Raw genomic sequence first — 16125 nt, forward strand, 5'->3', positions numbered from 1 at the left:
TCATGAGGGCTGCAACGGTGCGGCCGCGAACTTTCTTAATGGAGGCGTTTGTCGATGTCGTCAGGGTCCAGCGTGGAGGATCAACCCGTTTCGATCGGAGCCGATGAGAGGTTCTTCGCGGACTACTACGAGCACCTCGCCGAGGAGGATGCCAAGGGCTACGGCCAGGAAACGCTCTCGGCCCGCGCCCAGGCCCACCTGCGGACCGCCGCCGCCCGGCAGCCCGGCCACGCCAACATCGAGGTCATCGATGAGGCGGATGCCAGCGTCGTCTACATCGTCACCGACGACATGCCCTTCCTCGTCGACTCCGTCAACGCCGAACTGGTCCGGCAGAAGTCCCCTATCCACCTGGTCATGCACCCGCTCTTCGTCGTCACCCGCAACCGGGAAACCGGCCGGCTGGTCAAGGTGGCGCGGGTCCCCTCCCACCTCGGCATCTCCAGCGGCGACACGGCCGCGATGCCCAACCTCTCGCACCTCATCGCCCAGGGCGACAACGCCTCCCACATGGAATCCTGGATCGCCGTCGAAATCGACCGCGTCAACGAGGACCGCCGGGCGGAATTGATCGAAGGCCTGAACCGGGTGCTCGGCGACGTGCGCGCCGCCGTCGAGGACTGGCCGAAGATGCGCAACAAGGCCCACGAGGTCTCCGACGGCCTCGAAAAGGTCACCAACGCCGCCGACGTGGCCGGCCTGCGGCAGGCGCAGGAACTCCTGCGCTGGCTCGACGACGGCAACTTCACCTTCCTGGGCTACCGCGAATACGACCTGCGGAACGAATCCGGCGAGGACGTCCTCGAACTGCGCGAGGAGAGCGGCCTCGGGCTGCTGCGCGACAGCAGCGACACCCGCCACCAGATCCAGCACCTCACCGAAACCGGCCGCAAGAAGGCCCGCGAGAAGAGCGCCCTGGTCATCACCAAGGCGAACTCCCGCTCCACCGTGCACCGGTCCGCCTACTTGGACTACATCGGCGTCAAGAGCTTCGACGCCGCCGGCAACGTCGATGGCGAACGCCGCTTCATCGGCTTGTTCGCCACCACCGCCTACGCGGGCTCCGTCCGCGACATCCCGGTGGTGCGGGAAAAGGTCGACGCTGTGCTGCGCGACGCCGGCTTCCCGCCGGACTCGCACTCCGGCAAGGACCTGCTCGGCATCCTCGAGACCTACCCGCGCGACGAGCTCTTCCAGATCGAGATCCCGGACCTCGCCGCCATCGCCACCGGCATCCAGCGGCTGCAGGAACGCCGGCGGACGCGGTTGTTCCTCCGCCCGGACGTATACGGCCGCTTCATGTCGGCGCTGGTCTACCTGCCCCGCGACCGGTACACCACCAACGTCCGCCTGCGGATCGAGAAGGAACTGCGCGAAACCTTCGACGCCGTCTCCATCGACTACGAGGCCCGGATGACCGAGTCGGCACTGGCGCGGTTGTTCTTCCGGATCCGGCTCCCCAAGGACGCCGACACCACCAACGTCAACACCGAGGACCTGGAGAAGCGGCTGGTCCTCGCAGCCCGGTCCTGGAGCGAGGGTATCTCCGAGGTCCTCCGCGCCCGGGCTGAGGCCGACGGCGGCAACGGCTCCAAGGAACTCGCCGCGGTCTGGGCCGAGGCCTTCCCGGCCAGTTACCGGGTCGACTACGAGGTCGAGGACGCGCTCGAAGACATCGCCCGGTTCGAGAAGTACGGTGCCGCCGCCGAACGCGGGGAGACCACGCCGCCGAGCAGCCCGGCGTCCACGTGTACCTGCCCGAAGGCGCCGGAGCAATCCTGGAAGAGGACGCCCGCGTCAAGCTCTACATGCTCGAGCCCAAGAGCCTCAGCCAGATCCTGCCCTTCTTCCACAACCTCGGCCTCGAGGTCCTGGACGAGCGCCCCTTCGAAATCGAGACCGCGGACCACCGCGACTTCTTCCTCTACGACCTCGGCCTGAAATACCCGGCCGGCGTCGATCCCGTCACGACGGGCACCCTGCTCGCGGAATCCTTCGGCGCCGCCGTCTCCGGCGCCGTCGAATCGGACAGCTTCGACCGGCTGGTGCTCCGCGAAGGAATGCACCCCCGCCAGGTCGTGGTGCTGCGCGCCTACGCCAAGTACATGCGCCAGATGGGCAATACCAACTCCTTCGAGTTCATGGCCGACACCCTCCTGGCCAACCCGGAGGTCGCCCGCGGCCTGAACGCCCTCTTCGCCGCCCGGTTCGATCCGGCCGTAAACGACGGCGACCGTGAGGCCCGGCAGGCCGAGGTCCGCGCCGCGCTCGACACGGCGATCGAACAGGTTGCCACCCTCGACGCCGACCGCGTGCTCCGCACCTTCACCAACCTGATCCAGGCCACGCTGCGGACCAACTTCTACCAAAACAAGACCCACGTCAGCTTCAAGCTGGACCCGGCCGGGATCGACGGACTGCCGTTCCCGCGCCCGATGTTCGAGATCTGGGTGTACTCGCCCCGCGTCGAGGGCGTCCACCTGCGGTTCGGCAAGGTCGCCCGCGGCGGCCTGCGCTGGTCCGACCGCCGGGAGGACTTCCGCACTGAGATCCTGGGCCTGGTCAAGGCACAGACGGTCAAGAACGCCGTCATTGTGCCCACCGGCGCCAAGGGCGGTTTCTACGCCAAGCAGCTCCCGGATCCGGCCGCCGACCGCGGCGCCTGGATGGCCGAGGGGATCGAGAGCTACAAGACTTTTATCCGCGGCCTGCTCGACATCACCGACAACGTCGTGACCACCCCCGAGGGTGAGGCCCTCGTGCCGCCAGCCGACGTCGTCCGGCACGACGGCGACGACTCCTACCTCGTCGTCGCCGCGGACAAGGGCACGGCGTCCTTCTCCGACATCGCCAACGGCCTCGCCGCCGAGTACGGCTTCTGGCTCGGTGACGCCTTCGCCTCCGGCGGCTCGGTCGGCTACGACCACAAGGCCATGGGCATCACGGCCCGCGGCGCCTGGGAGTCGGTCAAGCGCCACTTCAGCGAGCTGGACCTCGACACCCAGTCCGAGCCCTTCACCGTCGTCGGCGTCGGCGACATGTCCGGCGACGTCTTCGGCAACGGCATGCTGCTCTCCAGGCACATCCGCCTGCTCGCCGCGTTCGACCACCGGCACATCTTCCTCGATCCGAACCCCGACGAGGCGTCCTCCTTCGAGGAACGGCGGCGGCTCTTTGACCTGCCCCGCTCCTCGTGGGACGACTACAACAAGACGCTGATCAGCGAGGGCGGCGGGGTGTACCCGCGCCAGGCGAAGTCCATCCCCGTCTCCCCGCAGGTCCGCGCGGCCCTGGGGCTGCCGGAAGGCACCACCCGGCTCAGCCCGCCGGAACTGCTCCGGGCCATCCTGCTGGCACCCGCCGACCTGCTCTACAACGGCGGCATCGGCACCTACGTCAAGGCAAGCACCGAAACCAACGCCGAAGTCGGCGACAAGGCCAACGACTCCATCCGGGTCGACGGCCGTGAGCTGCGCGTGAAGGTGGTCGGCGAAGGCGGCAACCTCGGCATGACCCAGCGCGGCCGCATCGAGGCGGCCCTGCAGGGCGTCATCCTGAACACCGACGCGATCGACAACTCCGCCGGCGTCGACTGCTCCGACCACGAGGTCAACATCAAGATCTTCGTCGACCGGATGGTGGCCGCGGGCAAGCTCGACCCGGAGGAACGGGCCGCGTTCCTCGGCTCGATGACCGACGAGGTCGGCCGCCTGGTGCTCGAGGACAATATCGACCAGAACATCCTGCTTCTCAACGACCGGATGCGCGTGGCCGAATGGAGCCCCAGCTACGAGCGGCTGATGGACTGGCTGGAGAAGTCCGCGGACCTGAAGCGTGACCTGGAGGCGCTGCCCACCACCGCCACGCTGCGCGAACGCCTGGACCAGGGCCAGGGCCTGACCTCCCCGGAACTCTCCGTGCTGGCCGCCTACGCCAAGATCGAGCTCGCCACGGCACTGCGCGAGAGCAACCTCGCCGAGGACCCGTGGTTCCGCCGCACGCTGCGCTCCTACTTCCCGAAGCAGCTGCGCGAACGGTTCGACGCCGAGCTGGACACCCACCCGCTGCGCCGGGAGATCATCGCGACCGTCGTCGCCAACGACATGATCAACATGGGCGGCATCACCTTCCCGTTCCGGGCCATGGAGGAAACTTCCGCCACGGAGGCCGCCGTCGCCAAGGCGTTCGTCGCCCTCCGCGAGGTCTACGAACTCGACGTCATGGTCGGCGAGCTCAACGAACTGCCGGCGTCGTTCCCGACCGAACACTGGAGCACCGTCCACCTGGACATCCGCCGGCTCCTGGACCGGGCCGTGCGCTGGGTCCTCAGCCAGGGCAACGCGGCGCGGCCGATCGAAGAGATCGTCGCCGACTTCAAGCCGCTGCTGGATCCGATGCGTGCCCGCCTGCTGGAGTACCTGCGCGGCGGTGACCGCGAGCGGGTGCAGCAGTGGCTGGAGAAGGCCCGCGGCTGGGAACTTCCGGAGGATTTGGCGCACCGCTGGGCGGAGCTGTTCGAGAGCTTCGTGCTGCTGGACATCGCCAAAATCGTTCACGCCAGCCCGGAACCGGTGGAGAACATCGCGCATGTGTACTACACGGTCTTCGACCGGTTCCACGCGGACTCCCTGCTCGAGCGGATCACCAAGCTTCCGCGCAAGGACCGCTGGCAGGCGCTGGCCCGAGCGGCCCTCCGCGACGACCTCTACTCGACGGTGTCGGACATGACGACCGCGGTCCTCGAAGCGACGCCGGCCGAGATGCCGGCCGAGGAACGCCTGGTGGCGTGGGAGAGCAAGAACGTCGAGCAACTCGAGCGTGCCAAGAGCATGTTTGACGAGGTCAACGCGCTCGAGGCCGATGACATGGCGTCGCTGTCGGTAGCATTGAGGCTCTTGAGGTCAATCGTTCGACGCTAGGAGCCTGCCGGTCCCCGCGTCGCAAATGGAGGTGCTGTGGCAATCTTTACCGACCCCATCAGGGAACACGCTGATTTCGGGCCGGGGGACGCCGAGTGGCTTCATCTGCTCGTGGGGGACTGGCAGATGGTCGCCGACCTGGCCTTCGCCGACCTGGCGCTGTGGTTCCCGCACCCCGAACTGGGGTACGTGGCGCTGGCGCACGTGCGGCCCTCCACCTCGCACACGGTGTTCCACGCTGACTTCGTGGGGGAGGGCATCCGCTCGGACCTGAAACGCCTGGTCGACAAGGCATGGGAAAGCCGCGTCATTGAGCGTTCCAATGAGACCAACTGGAGCAGCGACATGGCTATGCGGGTGGAGGCCGTGCCCATGGTGCGCAACGGCCGGACGCTCGCGGTGGTCACCTCGCATATGGACCTGTCCAGCTCGCGGATGCCGTCCCGGCTCGAGCTGACCTACCGGCAGTGCGCCTACGACCTGCTGCGGATGGGCACGCTCGGCCTCTGGCCCGATTTCGCCTCGCCGACCGGATCCCGGCGCGGTGCGCCGCGAGTCGGTGACGGCCTGATCCGGCTGGATGCCGAGGGGATCGTGCAGTACGCCAGCCCCAACGGGGTCTCCGCGTTCCGCCGGCTCGGCGACGGGGAATCCCTGGAGGGCCGTTCCCTGGCCGAGGTCACCGCCGGGCTCCTCAAGGACCGCCGGATGGTGGATGAGACGCTGCCGCTCGTGGTCACCGGCCGCATGCCGTGGCGGAGCGAGATCGAATCCCGTGGCGTAAGCCTGTCCCTCCGTGCGATCCCGCTGCGGGACGAGCAGCAGCGGTTCGGCGCCCTGGTGCTCTGCCGCGACGTCTCCGAGCTTCGCCGGCGGGAAATGGAACTCGTCACCAAGGACGCCACCATCCGCGAGATCCACCACCGGGTGAAGAACAACCTGCAGACGGTGGCGGCGCTGCTGCGGATGCAGTCGCGCCGTATGGTCAGCGACGAGGCCAAGCAGGGCCTGGAACAGGCGATGCGGCGGGTGGCCACGATCGCCCTGGTGCACGAGACGCTGTCGCAGGGCCTGACCCAGAGCGTGGACTTCGACGAGCTCATCGGCCGTCAGTTCCGGCTCTCCGCCGAGGTCGCATCGCCCTCCCAGCAGGTGAGCACCCAGCGCTCCGGCATGTTCGGCGAGCTGCCCAGCGACTTCGCGACCCCGCTGGCCCTGGTCATCAACGAACTGGTCACCAACGCCGTCGAGCACGGGCTTGAAGGCCGGGCCGGGACGGTATGGCTGCTCGCGGACCGCTCGGAGAGCGAGGACGGCGATGAGTTGCTGACCGTGACGGTGGCGGACGACGGCGTCGGGCTCCCTGCCGGGTCCTACACCGAGGGGCTGGGGCTGCAGATTGTCCGCACCCTCGTGACGTCCGAGCTGGGCGGCAGTATCCAGTGGAAACCGCGGGAGGGCGGGGGCACCGCCGTGCAGGTGGTCCTCAGCCTGGCCTCGCGGTGATTTATAGCTGACAACGACAGAAGCCCCGGACCGCGTGGTCCGGGGCTTTCGTCGTTATTCTTTAGTGCTCCGGGGGAGCCCGGCGTCCGAGCTAGGAGGCGCGGCGGGCGCGGGCCGCGCGGCGCTTGAGGGCCCGGCGCTCGTCCTCGCTCATGCCGCCCCAGACGCCGGCGTCCTGGCCGGACTCGAGAGCCCACTGGAGGCAGGTGTCCACGACGGGGCAGCGGCGGCAGACGCTCTTGGCTTCCTCAATCTGCAGGAGGGCAGGTCCGGTGTTTCCTACCGGGAAGAACAGCTCCGGGTCCTTGTCGAGGCACGCTGCGCGGTTACGCCAATCCATGCTGATCAGTAACTCCATTCCTGGGAATTCGTTCGGCCTCTTGTGAAATTATTCACTAGAGGCTTCATAAGAAAGGGCCCAGTGGGCCCCCTCGGTCATCTGGATTAAGCGTGTCATGTTAACGCTGCGTAAACAAGGGGTCTTAGCGGTCCATATGCCGCCGATTCGTGAGCGATGCATCACATGCATCGGCGGTCCCCCAAGTGGTTTTGACTATGTCGGGTATGGTGCCAGTGTGTCAAGACCCGCAGAGAATCCCCAGGGGCCGGTTGAGCCCGATAACCCGGGCGGATCACCCGCCGGCGCCCCGGACCCGGCCCGGCCTCCCCGCCCCGCCGGCATCGCCGTCATCTCGGCCGTCGCTGCCCTTGAGGCGGCGGCCCTGTTGGTGGCGGCCGGCTGGTATGCGCTGCAGCTGCTGACCGGAGCCCCGGTGCTCTCCTTCTGGGGAGCGGTCTTCACCCTCGGCTTGTTGCTGGCCTTCTCGGCCTGGCTGTTCGCGGTGGGCCATTTCCTGTTCCGCGGCTATCGTTGGCCGCGCGCGGGAGCGCTGGTGGCCCAGCTGTTCGCGCTCACGATCGGTTTCCCCACGCTGACGGGCGGGTACCCGCTGGCCGGGCTTGCGATGCTGGTGCCCGCCGCCGTCGCGATCGTGCTGTTGTTCGACAAGCGCGTCATTGCCTATGCCTCTCGGGCCGGTGGGTCCCCGCCGGCGCTGTAAGCGCAATTGCCTGGTTTGTCGCGGGGGCATTCCCGTCGCCTGATTCGGATCATTTCGAGGTCTCCTCCGGCTGTATCTCAGAGGTTTGTCCTTTGGCACCTCTCCTGGACAACGCTGACGGCTCCGGTACGGCGAGCTGAACCCACGTTGCCGCACCGTCGCCGATGAGGACCGCCCGTCCGGCGGGCTGATGCGGCTCGGGGTCGAACCGTACCCCGAAGAGGTCGCCCTCCATCAGGCTGCGGGGCCGAAGCAGGACGCCCCTGCCGAAGACGCGGGCCTGCATCGCCAACGGCACCCGTTGCTGGAGAAGGGGGCCGAAGCCGGCGGTGAAGACCACCCTCCAACCCCGGCCGTTGAGGTCCCGCAACGCGGCGTTGACCTCCGGAGTCGAGAGGTCGAGATCGTCGGCGAGCGCCACCGCCTGCCGGTCCAAGGTTCCCGCGTCGGCTTTCCGACAGATGCCCGTCCAGTACTCCTGCGGTGTTTGCTTATCCGGCTTCAGCCAGCTCATCGAGGGGTTAAGAGTGACCAGGGTTTCCAGGAGCGTGCTCTTCCCCGTCCCGGGCGCGCCCAGCACGGCGGCGACACCTGACGTCGGGAGTGTGATGCCCGCAGGCCCCGGTTCGTCGCCGGCTAAACCGATCCAGAGTTGGCCATGGTTCCGGCCGTTCCTCTCGGCCGTGCCTCCGTCTGCCTCGCCCGCGAGGAGGCGGGACGCCACATCCCGCACCGTGACCCGGTCGGGGAGCGCCTCCACCCGAAAGGGAAGGCCGAGCCGGGCGTCTGTGGCGACGAACTCACCGTTCATCGCCCGCCCGGCCCACGACGGCGGTTCGAAGAGTTGCGCCACCCGCAACGTGCCGCTGTCCGAGGCTTCGTCGTCCGGGCCGTCGTCGTCCCCGCTGACGGTCGATCCCCGGTAGCGCGTCTGTCCCGTCCCAACACCCTCGTCTCGATCCTTGGGTGCCGTGAAGTCCGGCGCGGGGCGTTCGGCGTCGGGAGGCGAGCTTGCCACGAACGGCCCGGACGCGATGACCCGGCCCGGGATAGCCCGAACTTTCGGCAGGGCCGGCCAGAGGAGCCGGCTCTCCGGGGTCGCGGTGGCGGGGAAGTAGATCCGGTTGGGCAGCGAAGCGAAGAACCTGGCGGTCACCAGCTCCCGCTCCCCGGTGACGATGACGGAGATCCCTGCTCCGGGGCCGCCCCGGATCAGGTCCTGAAAGAGGTCCTCGGCCCAGGCGTACAGGCCCGAACGAAACGCAGAAACCCAGGTTCCCCAGCCGTGGACGACCAACAGCAGTGGTGCCGCCTTAGCGGACTGTGCAGCGTGTCGGCGTTCCGTTTCCTCGCATAATCTGGCCAGGAGTCGGGCGGCGCGCCGCGTTTCCCCGGGTCCGACAACGGCTCCCGCCATCGGGTGGTTGGTGGCGCTTGCCAGAGTACCGTCGGCGTCGAGGAGGTACGCGGGCTTAGTCGCGTCCGCACCCCACTGGGCAAGCAGCAGCCCCAGGCCGGCGGAAAGGGTGCCGCGCCCTTGGGTAGGTCCGCCGATCAAGGCCAGATGACCGTCATCAGGAGGCGACCAAGCGACGGTGCTCTGACGCTGCTGCTCCGGCAGGTCGCTCATCCCCAGACGGAAGCCAGGCCCCCGTACCGGGCCCGGATCACCAGTGGAGCGAATGAGGGACGCCGGACCCGGGAAGGAAACTCTTGTCGGTAGGGGTGGCGCGACGGGCCGGTGCTGAAGTTCGCCGCCGTCGTCCAGCCACAGCGTGCGCGCCAGTTCGATAAAAGGTGCAGCGGCGTCCGCCGTATCGTCCGGTGGTTCGGCGCGATGGGCTGCCGACAACGGGGGAGCCGTGAGGAACTCCTGGGCGGTCATCACCGTGACCTGCGGCCCCGCCCCGGTGTTGCGCTCCGCCCCAGTGAGAGTGGCCGTCTGGAATTCTTCGGGCTGGGCGTTGCCCCGAAGAAGGTAGGCCCGGCCGGGAGTGTCGTTGGGGATGGTCGCGGCCAGCTTGGCATTCATAACGTCCAGCGACTCGGCGTCGGACTGGACGCGCAGGACGACAGAACTGGTGACGTTGGCGCGGATGTCCGCGTTGAGCGCTCCCTGGGGACGCTGGGTGGCCATGACGAGGTGGATGCCCAGGGAGCGGCCGATGGCGGCGATGCGCATGAGTTCGGACAGTGCGGCCGGTGCCTCATCGACCAGCATTCGGAATTCGTCGATCACGAGAATGAGATGTGGGAGTGCTGTCGGCCTGTCGCCGCCGAACCTGTAGCTGGCGAGATCGGGAACGGCCGCCCGGGCGAGGAGTCGCTCGCGGCGGCGTACTTCCGCCCGGAGCGAGACAAGTACACGGTCAATTTCGTGGCCGTCCAGGTCGGTGAGAACGCCGACGCAGTGAGGTAGCTCGGCCAGCGGGCCCAAGCCGGAGCCACCCTTGAAATCGATGAGGAGGAAGTTGACCTCGTTCGGCGCATGGGAGGCTGCGAGGGCGAGCACGAGGGTCCGGAGAAACCCCGATTTTCCGGAGCCTGTCGTGCCGGCAACGAGTAGATGTGGCCCATCACGCTGCAAATCAATCAACACTGGCCCGGCGGCACCCTGGCCCACCGGCACGGAGAGCCCCATCCGTGGCGCCGTAGGCAGCGACGTGGCGGCCCAACGGCGCCTCACCGAATCGTTGGTGAGCGGTAGCGCTCCCTGCAGCTCGCAGCGTGCAGGGATGCCGCCCGACGTTGGCGACACGGCTGGCTGTCCGCCCCGGCGACGACAGAAACTATCGAAGACAGCCTCCGGGACGAGGTCTGCCACGAATTCTGTCACCCACGAGGGAGTGGTCAGTCGGCCGGCGGTGGTCGTGAGGCTCACCGTTTGTCCCGACCGTTCCCCGGCGGGCCCATCCTGGCAGCAGGTGATGAGTTGCCAGCCCGACCGAGCTATCTCCGCCCGTAACGCCTCCGAGGCGGGGTAGCTGGGCAGACAGATGACGACACCGGGAGGACCGGCCGCCGATGGCAGAGTCCGTCTCAGTGCAGCGACGGCGTCTGCCTCCACCGCGGTAGCGAAGACCCTCGGCAGGAACCGCGCGGAGAGGAGAAGCCTCCCGGGTGGGCCGATGAGATATAGCGGGGTCAGTGCCGCGCGGGGATAGGCGGCGAGCTGAATGACGAAGGAGCGCAGCAGTCCCTCCATCGCTTGAGTTTGCCCCGACAGTCGTGCCTCGATCCCGGGATCGAGGGTGACGGGCAACCTTCCGTTATTGGGAGGACGGAAACTACCGGTGTCCGACGGCGGCCGCACGTTGGCCAGTTGCTCGGCCAATCCCAGCCGTAGCCACACCGAATTTACTGCAGTGGGGCGATCGTGAGGACCCCCTGCTACACGGATGCTATCGCCGGCAGATTCTTGAGGGACTCCCCGAGGCCAAGCTGCGGAGGCGGTCACCAGGGCGGAAATCGACGGCGCGACGCGACGGCGTCGATCTGCGTCAGCCAGCGCGGCGGCGGCGACTTTGGAGTGCCACTGCCGGCGGCGCCGTCGTCCGCTAAACCCCGAGACCAGCACCGGAAGGGCAGAAAAGGCGGTGAAGGCAAGGAACATCCACGTCCCGGTGACAAGGGTCAGGACGATTCCGGCGAGCAGCGGGAGCAAGGACGTTATGAGGAGCGTGGGGAGGTGACCAGTAGAGGGCGGAGCCGGGAGCGGAAGGGGTGCGGAGGTGTCGGCGCCGGCTTCGTCGTTTACAAAAGACTGATCTCCGGGCGAGCCGCCGAACAGACCCAAGGTCGAGTTACCGCACCGGATCTCAGTACCCGTGGTGAGCGGGGCCAGCGAAATCCGGCGGCCGTCCACCCACGTCCCGTTAGCGCTTCCAAGGTCCTCAAGGGTGGCTGACGTAGGTGTGATTTTCAGCTTCGCGTGTTCGCGGGAGAGTCCCGGATCCGGAATGACGAGGTCGACGCCGCTTCGGCCCAGCCGGTAGGTGCCGCGTCGTAGGGGCAGGAGTGTTCCCGCGGCGGGACCGCCAAGGACGGCCAGTGTCAGCGTCGGCTCGGTGCTGGCGGGAAGTACGGTTCCGGCCGCAGGCATAGGTCCGTCGACAAGCACCGCGCCGTTGACCAGCGGGAGAGTGCCCGCCGACAAAGCGGATAGGGGCACCCCGGCCACCCGCAGGAGGGACGTGGCGAACTTTCCCCTGAGGGCCCCTTCGAGCCGGCTGCCGGCGCAGCCATCAGGCAGTTCCACGGCCAGTTCCACCGGCGAAAGGATCACCGACCCCGGTCCGCCCGCCAAGGTGCAGTGCAAGATCATCGCGCAGTTTCCTTCGCGCCTTCCTCCGGGATCCAGAGTAGGGATTGCCGACCGGGCGGGGCTGGCGAACAAGCGGTATGTGGACAACCCGGGGGTACTGCGAAGGCGTCCCCCGACGAACTGGGGCGCGGTTTCACGGCCCGACTCGGGTACGCTAGAGCAGCAGACATTGCCTAACGCTGTGCTGCCCGCATTCAAACCAGGAGATTTTGTGACCGCTGACCTCGTCATCGTAGGGTCGGGCTTTTTCGGCCTGACAATCGCAGAACAGGCCGCCACTGAGCTGGGCTTGAAGGTCGTCGTTATCGACCGCCGCCACCATATCGGCGGCAATGCCTACAGCGAAAAGGAAGAGCAGACCGGAATCGAAGTCCACCGCTACGGTGCGCACCTCTTCCACACCTCCAACGACCGTGTGTGGGAGTACGTGAACCGGTTCACGACATTCACTAACTACGTCCACAAGGTCTACGGCGTCCACAAGGGTGAGGTCTACTCCCTGCCGATCAACCTGGCGACCATCAACCAGTTCTTCCGGGCGAACCTGACGCCGGGCCAAGCTCAGGATCTGATCAAGGAACAGGCCGGCGAGCTCGCGGGCACCGATCCGCAGAACCTCAACGATAAGGGCATCCAGCTGATCGGCCGCCCGCTGTATGAGGCCTTCATCAAGCACTACACCGGCAAGCAATGGCAGACAGACCCCAAGGACCTGCCCGCAGGCATCATCTCGCGGCTCCCGGTGCGGTACAACTACGACAACCGGTACTTCAACGACAAGTACGAGGGCCTTCCGACCAACGGTTACACCGCATGGATCGAAAAGATGGCGGAGCACCCGAACATCGAGGTCCGGCTGAACACGGACTTCTTCGACGAGTCGCACGAATACTCCAAGAACAAGGTCGTGGGGAACATCCCGGTCGTGTACACCGGTCCTGTGGACCGCTACTTTGACTACGCTGAGGGCGACCTTTCCTGGCGCACCATTGACTTCGAGGAAGAGGTGCTTGACGTCGGCGACTTCCAAGGCACCTCTGTGGTCAACTACAACGACGACGACGTCGCCTACACTCGCATCATCGAGCCGCGCCACTTCCACCCGGAGCGCGACTACCAGACGGAAAAGACCGTCATCATGCGCGAATTCTCCCGCGCCGCAGAAAAGGGCGACGAGCCCTACTACCCGATCAACACCCCGCGGACCGCGGGCGGCTGCTGAAGTACCGCGACCTCGCGGCGGCCGAGAAGGACGTCCTCTTCGGCGGGCGCCTCGGCACCTACAAGTACCTGGACATGCACATGGCTATCGGGTCCGCCCTGACCATGTTCGAGAACAAGATCCGCCCGCACTTCGAGGCCGGCGCCACGATTGAAAGCGGAGGAGTGGACGCATGAGCGTTGCGACTGAAATTCTGAACGAAGGGTCCCGCGCTCCCGTGAACAAAGAGTGGCAGACAGTTCACCGGGTCGTTTTCCCCACCGACGGAGACACCGACACCCTTCCGCTCTACCTTGACTTCAATGCCGCCCAGCGCGTGGTGTCCGAGGACTCACAGAACTCGAAGTCCGGCGCGGGTGTCACTGCTGTGGCCTCGACCGGCGCAAAGGTCCGGACGGACTTCTTGGAAAACCGCCGCCAGCTTCACCTGCCGGCCTTCCGCCGGGTATCGTTCGGCACCTACTTCAACGCCTTCCCGGCCAGTTACTGGCGGGCCCACACCGATGTTTCCGGCGTCCGGCTTACCGTTGAAGTGGACGCCCCTGCCACGGTAGTTATTTCCCGCTCAACCGCCCGGGGAACGTCCAACCGGGTGGAGAGCATCAGCGTAGACGCAGGTTCACCGGCCGACGTCGTTCTTCCCCTCGCCAACTTCGGTGACGGCGGCTGGTACTGGTTCGACCTCGTCGCCGGTTCGGAACAGGTCAAACTGGTCGGCGCCGAGTGGTCGGTGCGTAAGCCGGAGGGCTTCGTCCCCGGGACCGCCACAGTTGCTGTGACGACCTTCAACAGGCCTGACTACTGCGTCAAGCACCTGACCACCTTCGCGGAGTCCCCGGAGCTTCTCGAGGTACTCGACCGGCTGCTGATCACCGACCAGGGCACGCAGAAGGTGCGCGACCAGGAGGGCTTCGAGGAAGCTGCGGCCCGGCTGGGCGACAAGTTCGGCATCATCGAACAGGGAAACCTTGGCGGCTCCGGCGGATTCGCCCGCGGTATGCACGAGACGGTGGAAGACGGACGCAGCAAGTACGTCCTGCTGCTCGATGACGACGTCATCATCGAAACCGAGGGTGTCCTCAGGGCCATCAATTTCGCTGATTTCACGCGCAAGCCGACGATCGTCGGCGGCCACATGTTCAATCTCTACGAACGCTCGGTCATGCACACGTTTGGCGAAGAAGTGAACGAGTACAAGTTCTTCTGGGGTGCGGTGGAGAGCACCCGCGAAGCACATGATTTCTCGGCCAGTAACCTGCGGACCACTCCGTGGATGCACCGTCGGATCGACGTCGACTTCAACGGTTGGTGGATGTGCTTGATCCCCACCAGCATTGTCCGCGAAATCGGGCTGGCTCTTCCTGTCTTTATCAAGTGGGATGACGCCGAGTACGGCATCCGCGCCCGGCGCCACGGCTATCAGACGGTAACCCTCCCGGGTGCGGCCGTCTGGCACATGCCGTGGACCGAAAAGGACGACACCATCGACTGGCAGGCCTACTTCCACCAGCGCAACCGCTGGCTTGCTGCCTTGGTCTACTCGCCCTACAAAAAGGGCGGCATCCTGCCGCGGATGAGTTTCATGGTGGACGTCAAGCATCTGCTTTCAATGCAGTACTCAGCCGTCGAGCTGCGCCTCGACGCCTTGGAGGATCTCCTGAAGGGACCTTCGCACCTGCACGAAACGATCAAGACCAAGCTGCCCGAGATTCGGGCCCGTCGCGCTGAATTCGACGACGCGAGGATCACCAAAGAGGTTTCCGGCTTCCCGGCGGTCAAGCGGGTCAAGCCCCCGAGGCACGGAAAGAAGCCGAGGGCACCCAAGTCTCTTCTGAACGCACTTGCAACGGCCGCGACGGCTGGCATCCGCCAGGTCCAGGGGTGCGCCCGGGTGCTCTGGAGCACCCGGAGGCACTTGTGCCGGCCATGGATGCCCGCTGGTGGCGCCTGTCGCAGCTGGATTCGGCGATCGTTTCCTCGGCCGACGGCTCCGGTGCTTCCTGGTACAAGCGGCAACCAGAGCAATTCCGGACCATGATGGCCCGGAGCGTTAAGCTGCACCAGCAGCTCCTGCGTGACTGGGACAAGCTGTCCACGATGTATTCCGAGGCTTTGCCGGAGTTCACTTCCCCCAACACTTGGAAGCAGACCTTCGAGGCCATGACGGAGAAGCCCTCGGCGCAGACCCCGGAGTCGAAGTGACCTCAGCCGTTTCCAGCGGCGGCCCCGACGCCCTCGTCCGCCCGGGCGTGGGCGGCGGGCTCGCCGAAGTCTTCAGACAGCGCTTCCTGCTCAAGCTGCTGGTTCGCAAGGAGCTGCAGATCCGCTACCGCGGGTCGGTCCTGGGTCTCCTTTGGTCCTACGTCAAGCCCGGGGTGCAGTTCTTCGTCTTCTACATCGCGCTAGGAGTCTTCCTGGGCCTCGAGCGCAGCCCCAGGAACCCGAACGGCCTGGCCAACTATGCCATCTACCTTTTCTCCGGCATCGTGCTGATCAACTTCTTCACCGAGGCGCTCAGCAATGCCGCGAGGTCGATTGTCAGCAACGGCGGCCTGATCAAGAAGATCTACCTGCCCCGGGAGCTTTTCCCGGTGGCTTCCGTCTGGGTCTCGGCGGTGCACTTTGTACCCCAGCTGGCGGTGCTGGTCGCCGCCTGCCTCGTGGTCGGCTGGCAGCCCTCGTTGCTCCAGCTCTTGGCCGCAGCCGCAGGCTTCATCATCGTGGCCATGCTGGCTACGGGCCTGGGCCTGCTTTTCGGGTCGGCGAATGTCTATTTCCGCGACTTCGAAAACATTGTTGACATGCTGCTGATGGTCGCAACGTGGGCGTCACCGGTCATGTACGCGTGGACGATGGTGCGGGACAAGCTCGGCGAGGGCTGGTATTCGGTCTATCAGGTGAACCCCATCACCATCGGCGTCGAGGCTTTCCACTACGCCTTCTGGCTGCCGACCACTGACGGGTCGGCGCCGATCCCGCCGAACCTGCTCTCGCTGTGGCTTCCGGTCGGACTAGTCGTGTCCTTTGCTCTGCTGTTCGTGGGCCAGTGGACGTTCCGTAGGCTTGAGGGCCGATTCGCGCAGGAGCTCTAGC

Annotated in this window: 7 protein-coding genes and 3 pseudogenes; 7 read left to right on the plus strand and 3 right to left on the minus strand. The window is 66.4% G+C overall.

Annotated elements, in window-relative coordinates; translation table 11 throughout:
- Window positions 1-54: 54 nt before the first annotated feature.
- Together ACRQ5B_RS11385 and ACRQ5B_RS11390 are read left to right on the plus strand one after the other, a co-directional pair.
- A pseudogene (locus ACRQ5B_RS11385) lies at window positions 55-4919 on the plus strand (NAD-glutamate dehydrogenase).
- 36 nt (window positions 4920-4955) lie between these two features.
- The gene (locus ACRQ5B_RS11390) at window positions 4956-6425 is read left to right on the plus strand and encodes a sensor histidine kinase (protein WP_432393916.1); all 1470 of its coding nucleotides are present in this window, start codon (window positions 4956-4958) and stop codon (window positions 6423-6425) included.
- Between the two features lie 91 nt (window positions 6426-6516).
- On the opposite strand, the gene ACRQ5B_RS11395 is transcribed toward ACRQ5B_RS11390, so the two are convergent.
- A complete protein-coding gene (locus ACRQ5B_RS11395) occupies window positions 6517-6765 on the minus strand; it encodes a WhiB family transcriptional regulator (RefSeq protein ID WP_003804966.1) in 249 nt (82 codons plus the stop codon).
- Between the two features lie 340 nt (window positions 6766-7105).
- Here ACRQ5B_RS11395 and ACRQ5B_RS11400 point away from each other — a divergent pair, with 340 nt between their 5' ends.
- Complete coding sequence (locus ACRQ5B_RS11400; protein WP_432398749.1) at window positions 7106-7486, plus strand: hypothetical protein; 381 nt, start codon at window positions 7106-7108, stop codon at window positions 7484-7486.
- 49 nt (window positions 7487-7535) lie between these two features.
- Here the strand turns inward: ACRQ5B_RS11400 and ACRQ5B_RS11405 are convergent, their stop codons facing one another.
- Together ACRQ5B_RS11405 and ACRQ5B_RS11410 are read right to left on the minus strand one after the other, a co-directional pair.
- On the minus strand, window positions 7536-10127 hold the full coding sequence (locus tag ACRQ5B_RS11405) for an FtsK/SpoIIIE domain-containing protein (RefSeq protein WP_432398750.1): 2592 nt from the start codon (window positions 10125-10127) through the stop codon (window positions 7536-7538).
- A 1164-nt stretch (window positions 10128-11291) separates the two neighbouring features.
- Window positions 11292-12041, minus strand: a pseudogene (locus ACRQ5B_RS11410) (FHA domain-containing protein); the annotation flags it as partial.
- On the opposite strand from ACRQ5B_RS11410, the pseudogene glf reads away from it, so the two are divergent.
- The 4 genes and pseudogenes from glf (at window position 12022) to ACRQ5B_RS11430 (ending at window position 16124) form a co-directional block, all read left to right on the plus strand.
- Window positions 12022-13208: pseudogene (glf, locus tag ACRQ5B_RS11415) on the plus strand (UDP-galactopyranose mutase). The pseudogenes ACRQ5B_RS11410 and glf overlap by 20 nt on opposite strands.
- Complete coding sequence (locus tag ACRQ5B_RS11420) at window positions 13205-15070, plus strand: glycosyltransferase (protein WP_432393921.1); 1866 nt, start codon at window positions 13205-13207, stop codon at window positions 15068-15070. The pseudogene glf and the gene ACRQ5B_RS11420 overlap by 4 nt, the downstream one beginning before the upstream one ends.
- Entirely contained in the window at window positions 14959-15234 is a 276-nt protein-coding gene (locus ACRQ5B_RS11425) for a hypothetical protein (RefSeq protein WP_432393923.1), read from the plus strand. The genes ACRQ5B_RS11420 and ACRQ5B_RS11425 overlap by 112 nt, the downstream gene beginning before the upstream one ends.
- Complete coding sequence (locus ACRQ5B_RS11430) at window positions 15231-16124, plus strand: ABC transporter permease (protein ID WP_432393925.1); 894 nt, start codon at window positions 15231-15233, stop codon at window positions 16122-16124. The genes ACRQ5B_RS11425 and ACRQ5B_RS11430 overlap by 4 nt, the downstream gene beginning before the upstream one ends.
- The last annotated feature ends 1 nt before the right edge of the window (window position 16125 follow it).

This window comes from Pseudarthrobacter sp. L19, from assembly GCF_050859435.1.
In the GTDB taxonomy this organism is placed as follows: domain Bacteria; phylum Actinomycetota; class Actinomycetes; order Actinomycetales; family Micrococcaceae; genus Arthrobacter.

What these genes read in the sequence shown, in the direction of transcription:
- ACRQ5B_RS11395 (WP_003804966.1), bottom strand. Translation starts at nt 6,765, where the DNA reads ATGGATTGGCGTAACCGCGCAGCGTGCCTCGACAAGGACCCGGAGCTG.
- ACRQ5B_RS11405 (WP_432398750.1), bottom strand. Translation starts at nt 10,127, where the DNA reads ATGGGGCTCTCCGTGCCGGTGGGCCAGGGTGCCGCCGGGCCAGTGTTG.
- ACRQ5B_RS11420 (WP_432393921.1), top strand. Translation starts at nt 13,205, where the DNA reads ATGAGCGTTGCGACTGAAATTCTGAACGAAGGGTCCCGCGCTCCCGTG.
- ACRQ5B_RS11425 (WP_432393923.1), top strand. Translation starts at nt 14,959, where the DNA reads ATGGATGCCCGCTGGTGGCGCCTGTCGCAGCTGGATTCGGCGATCGTT.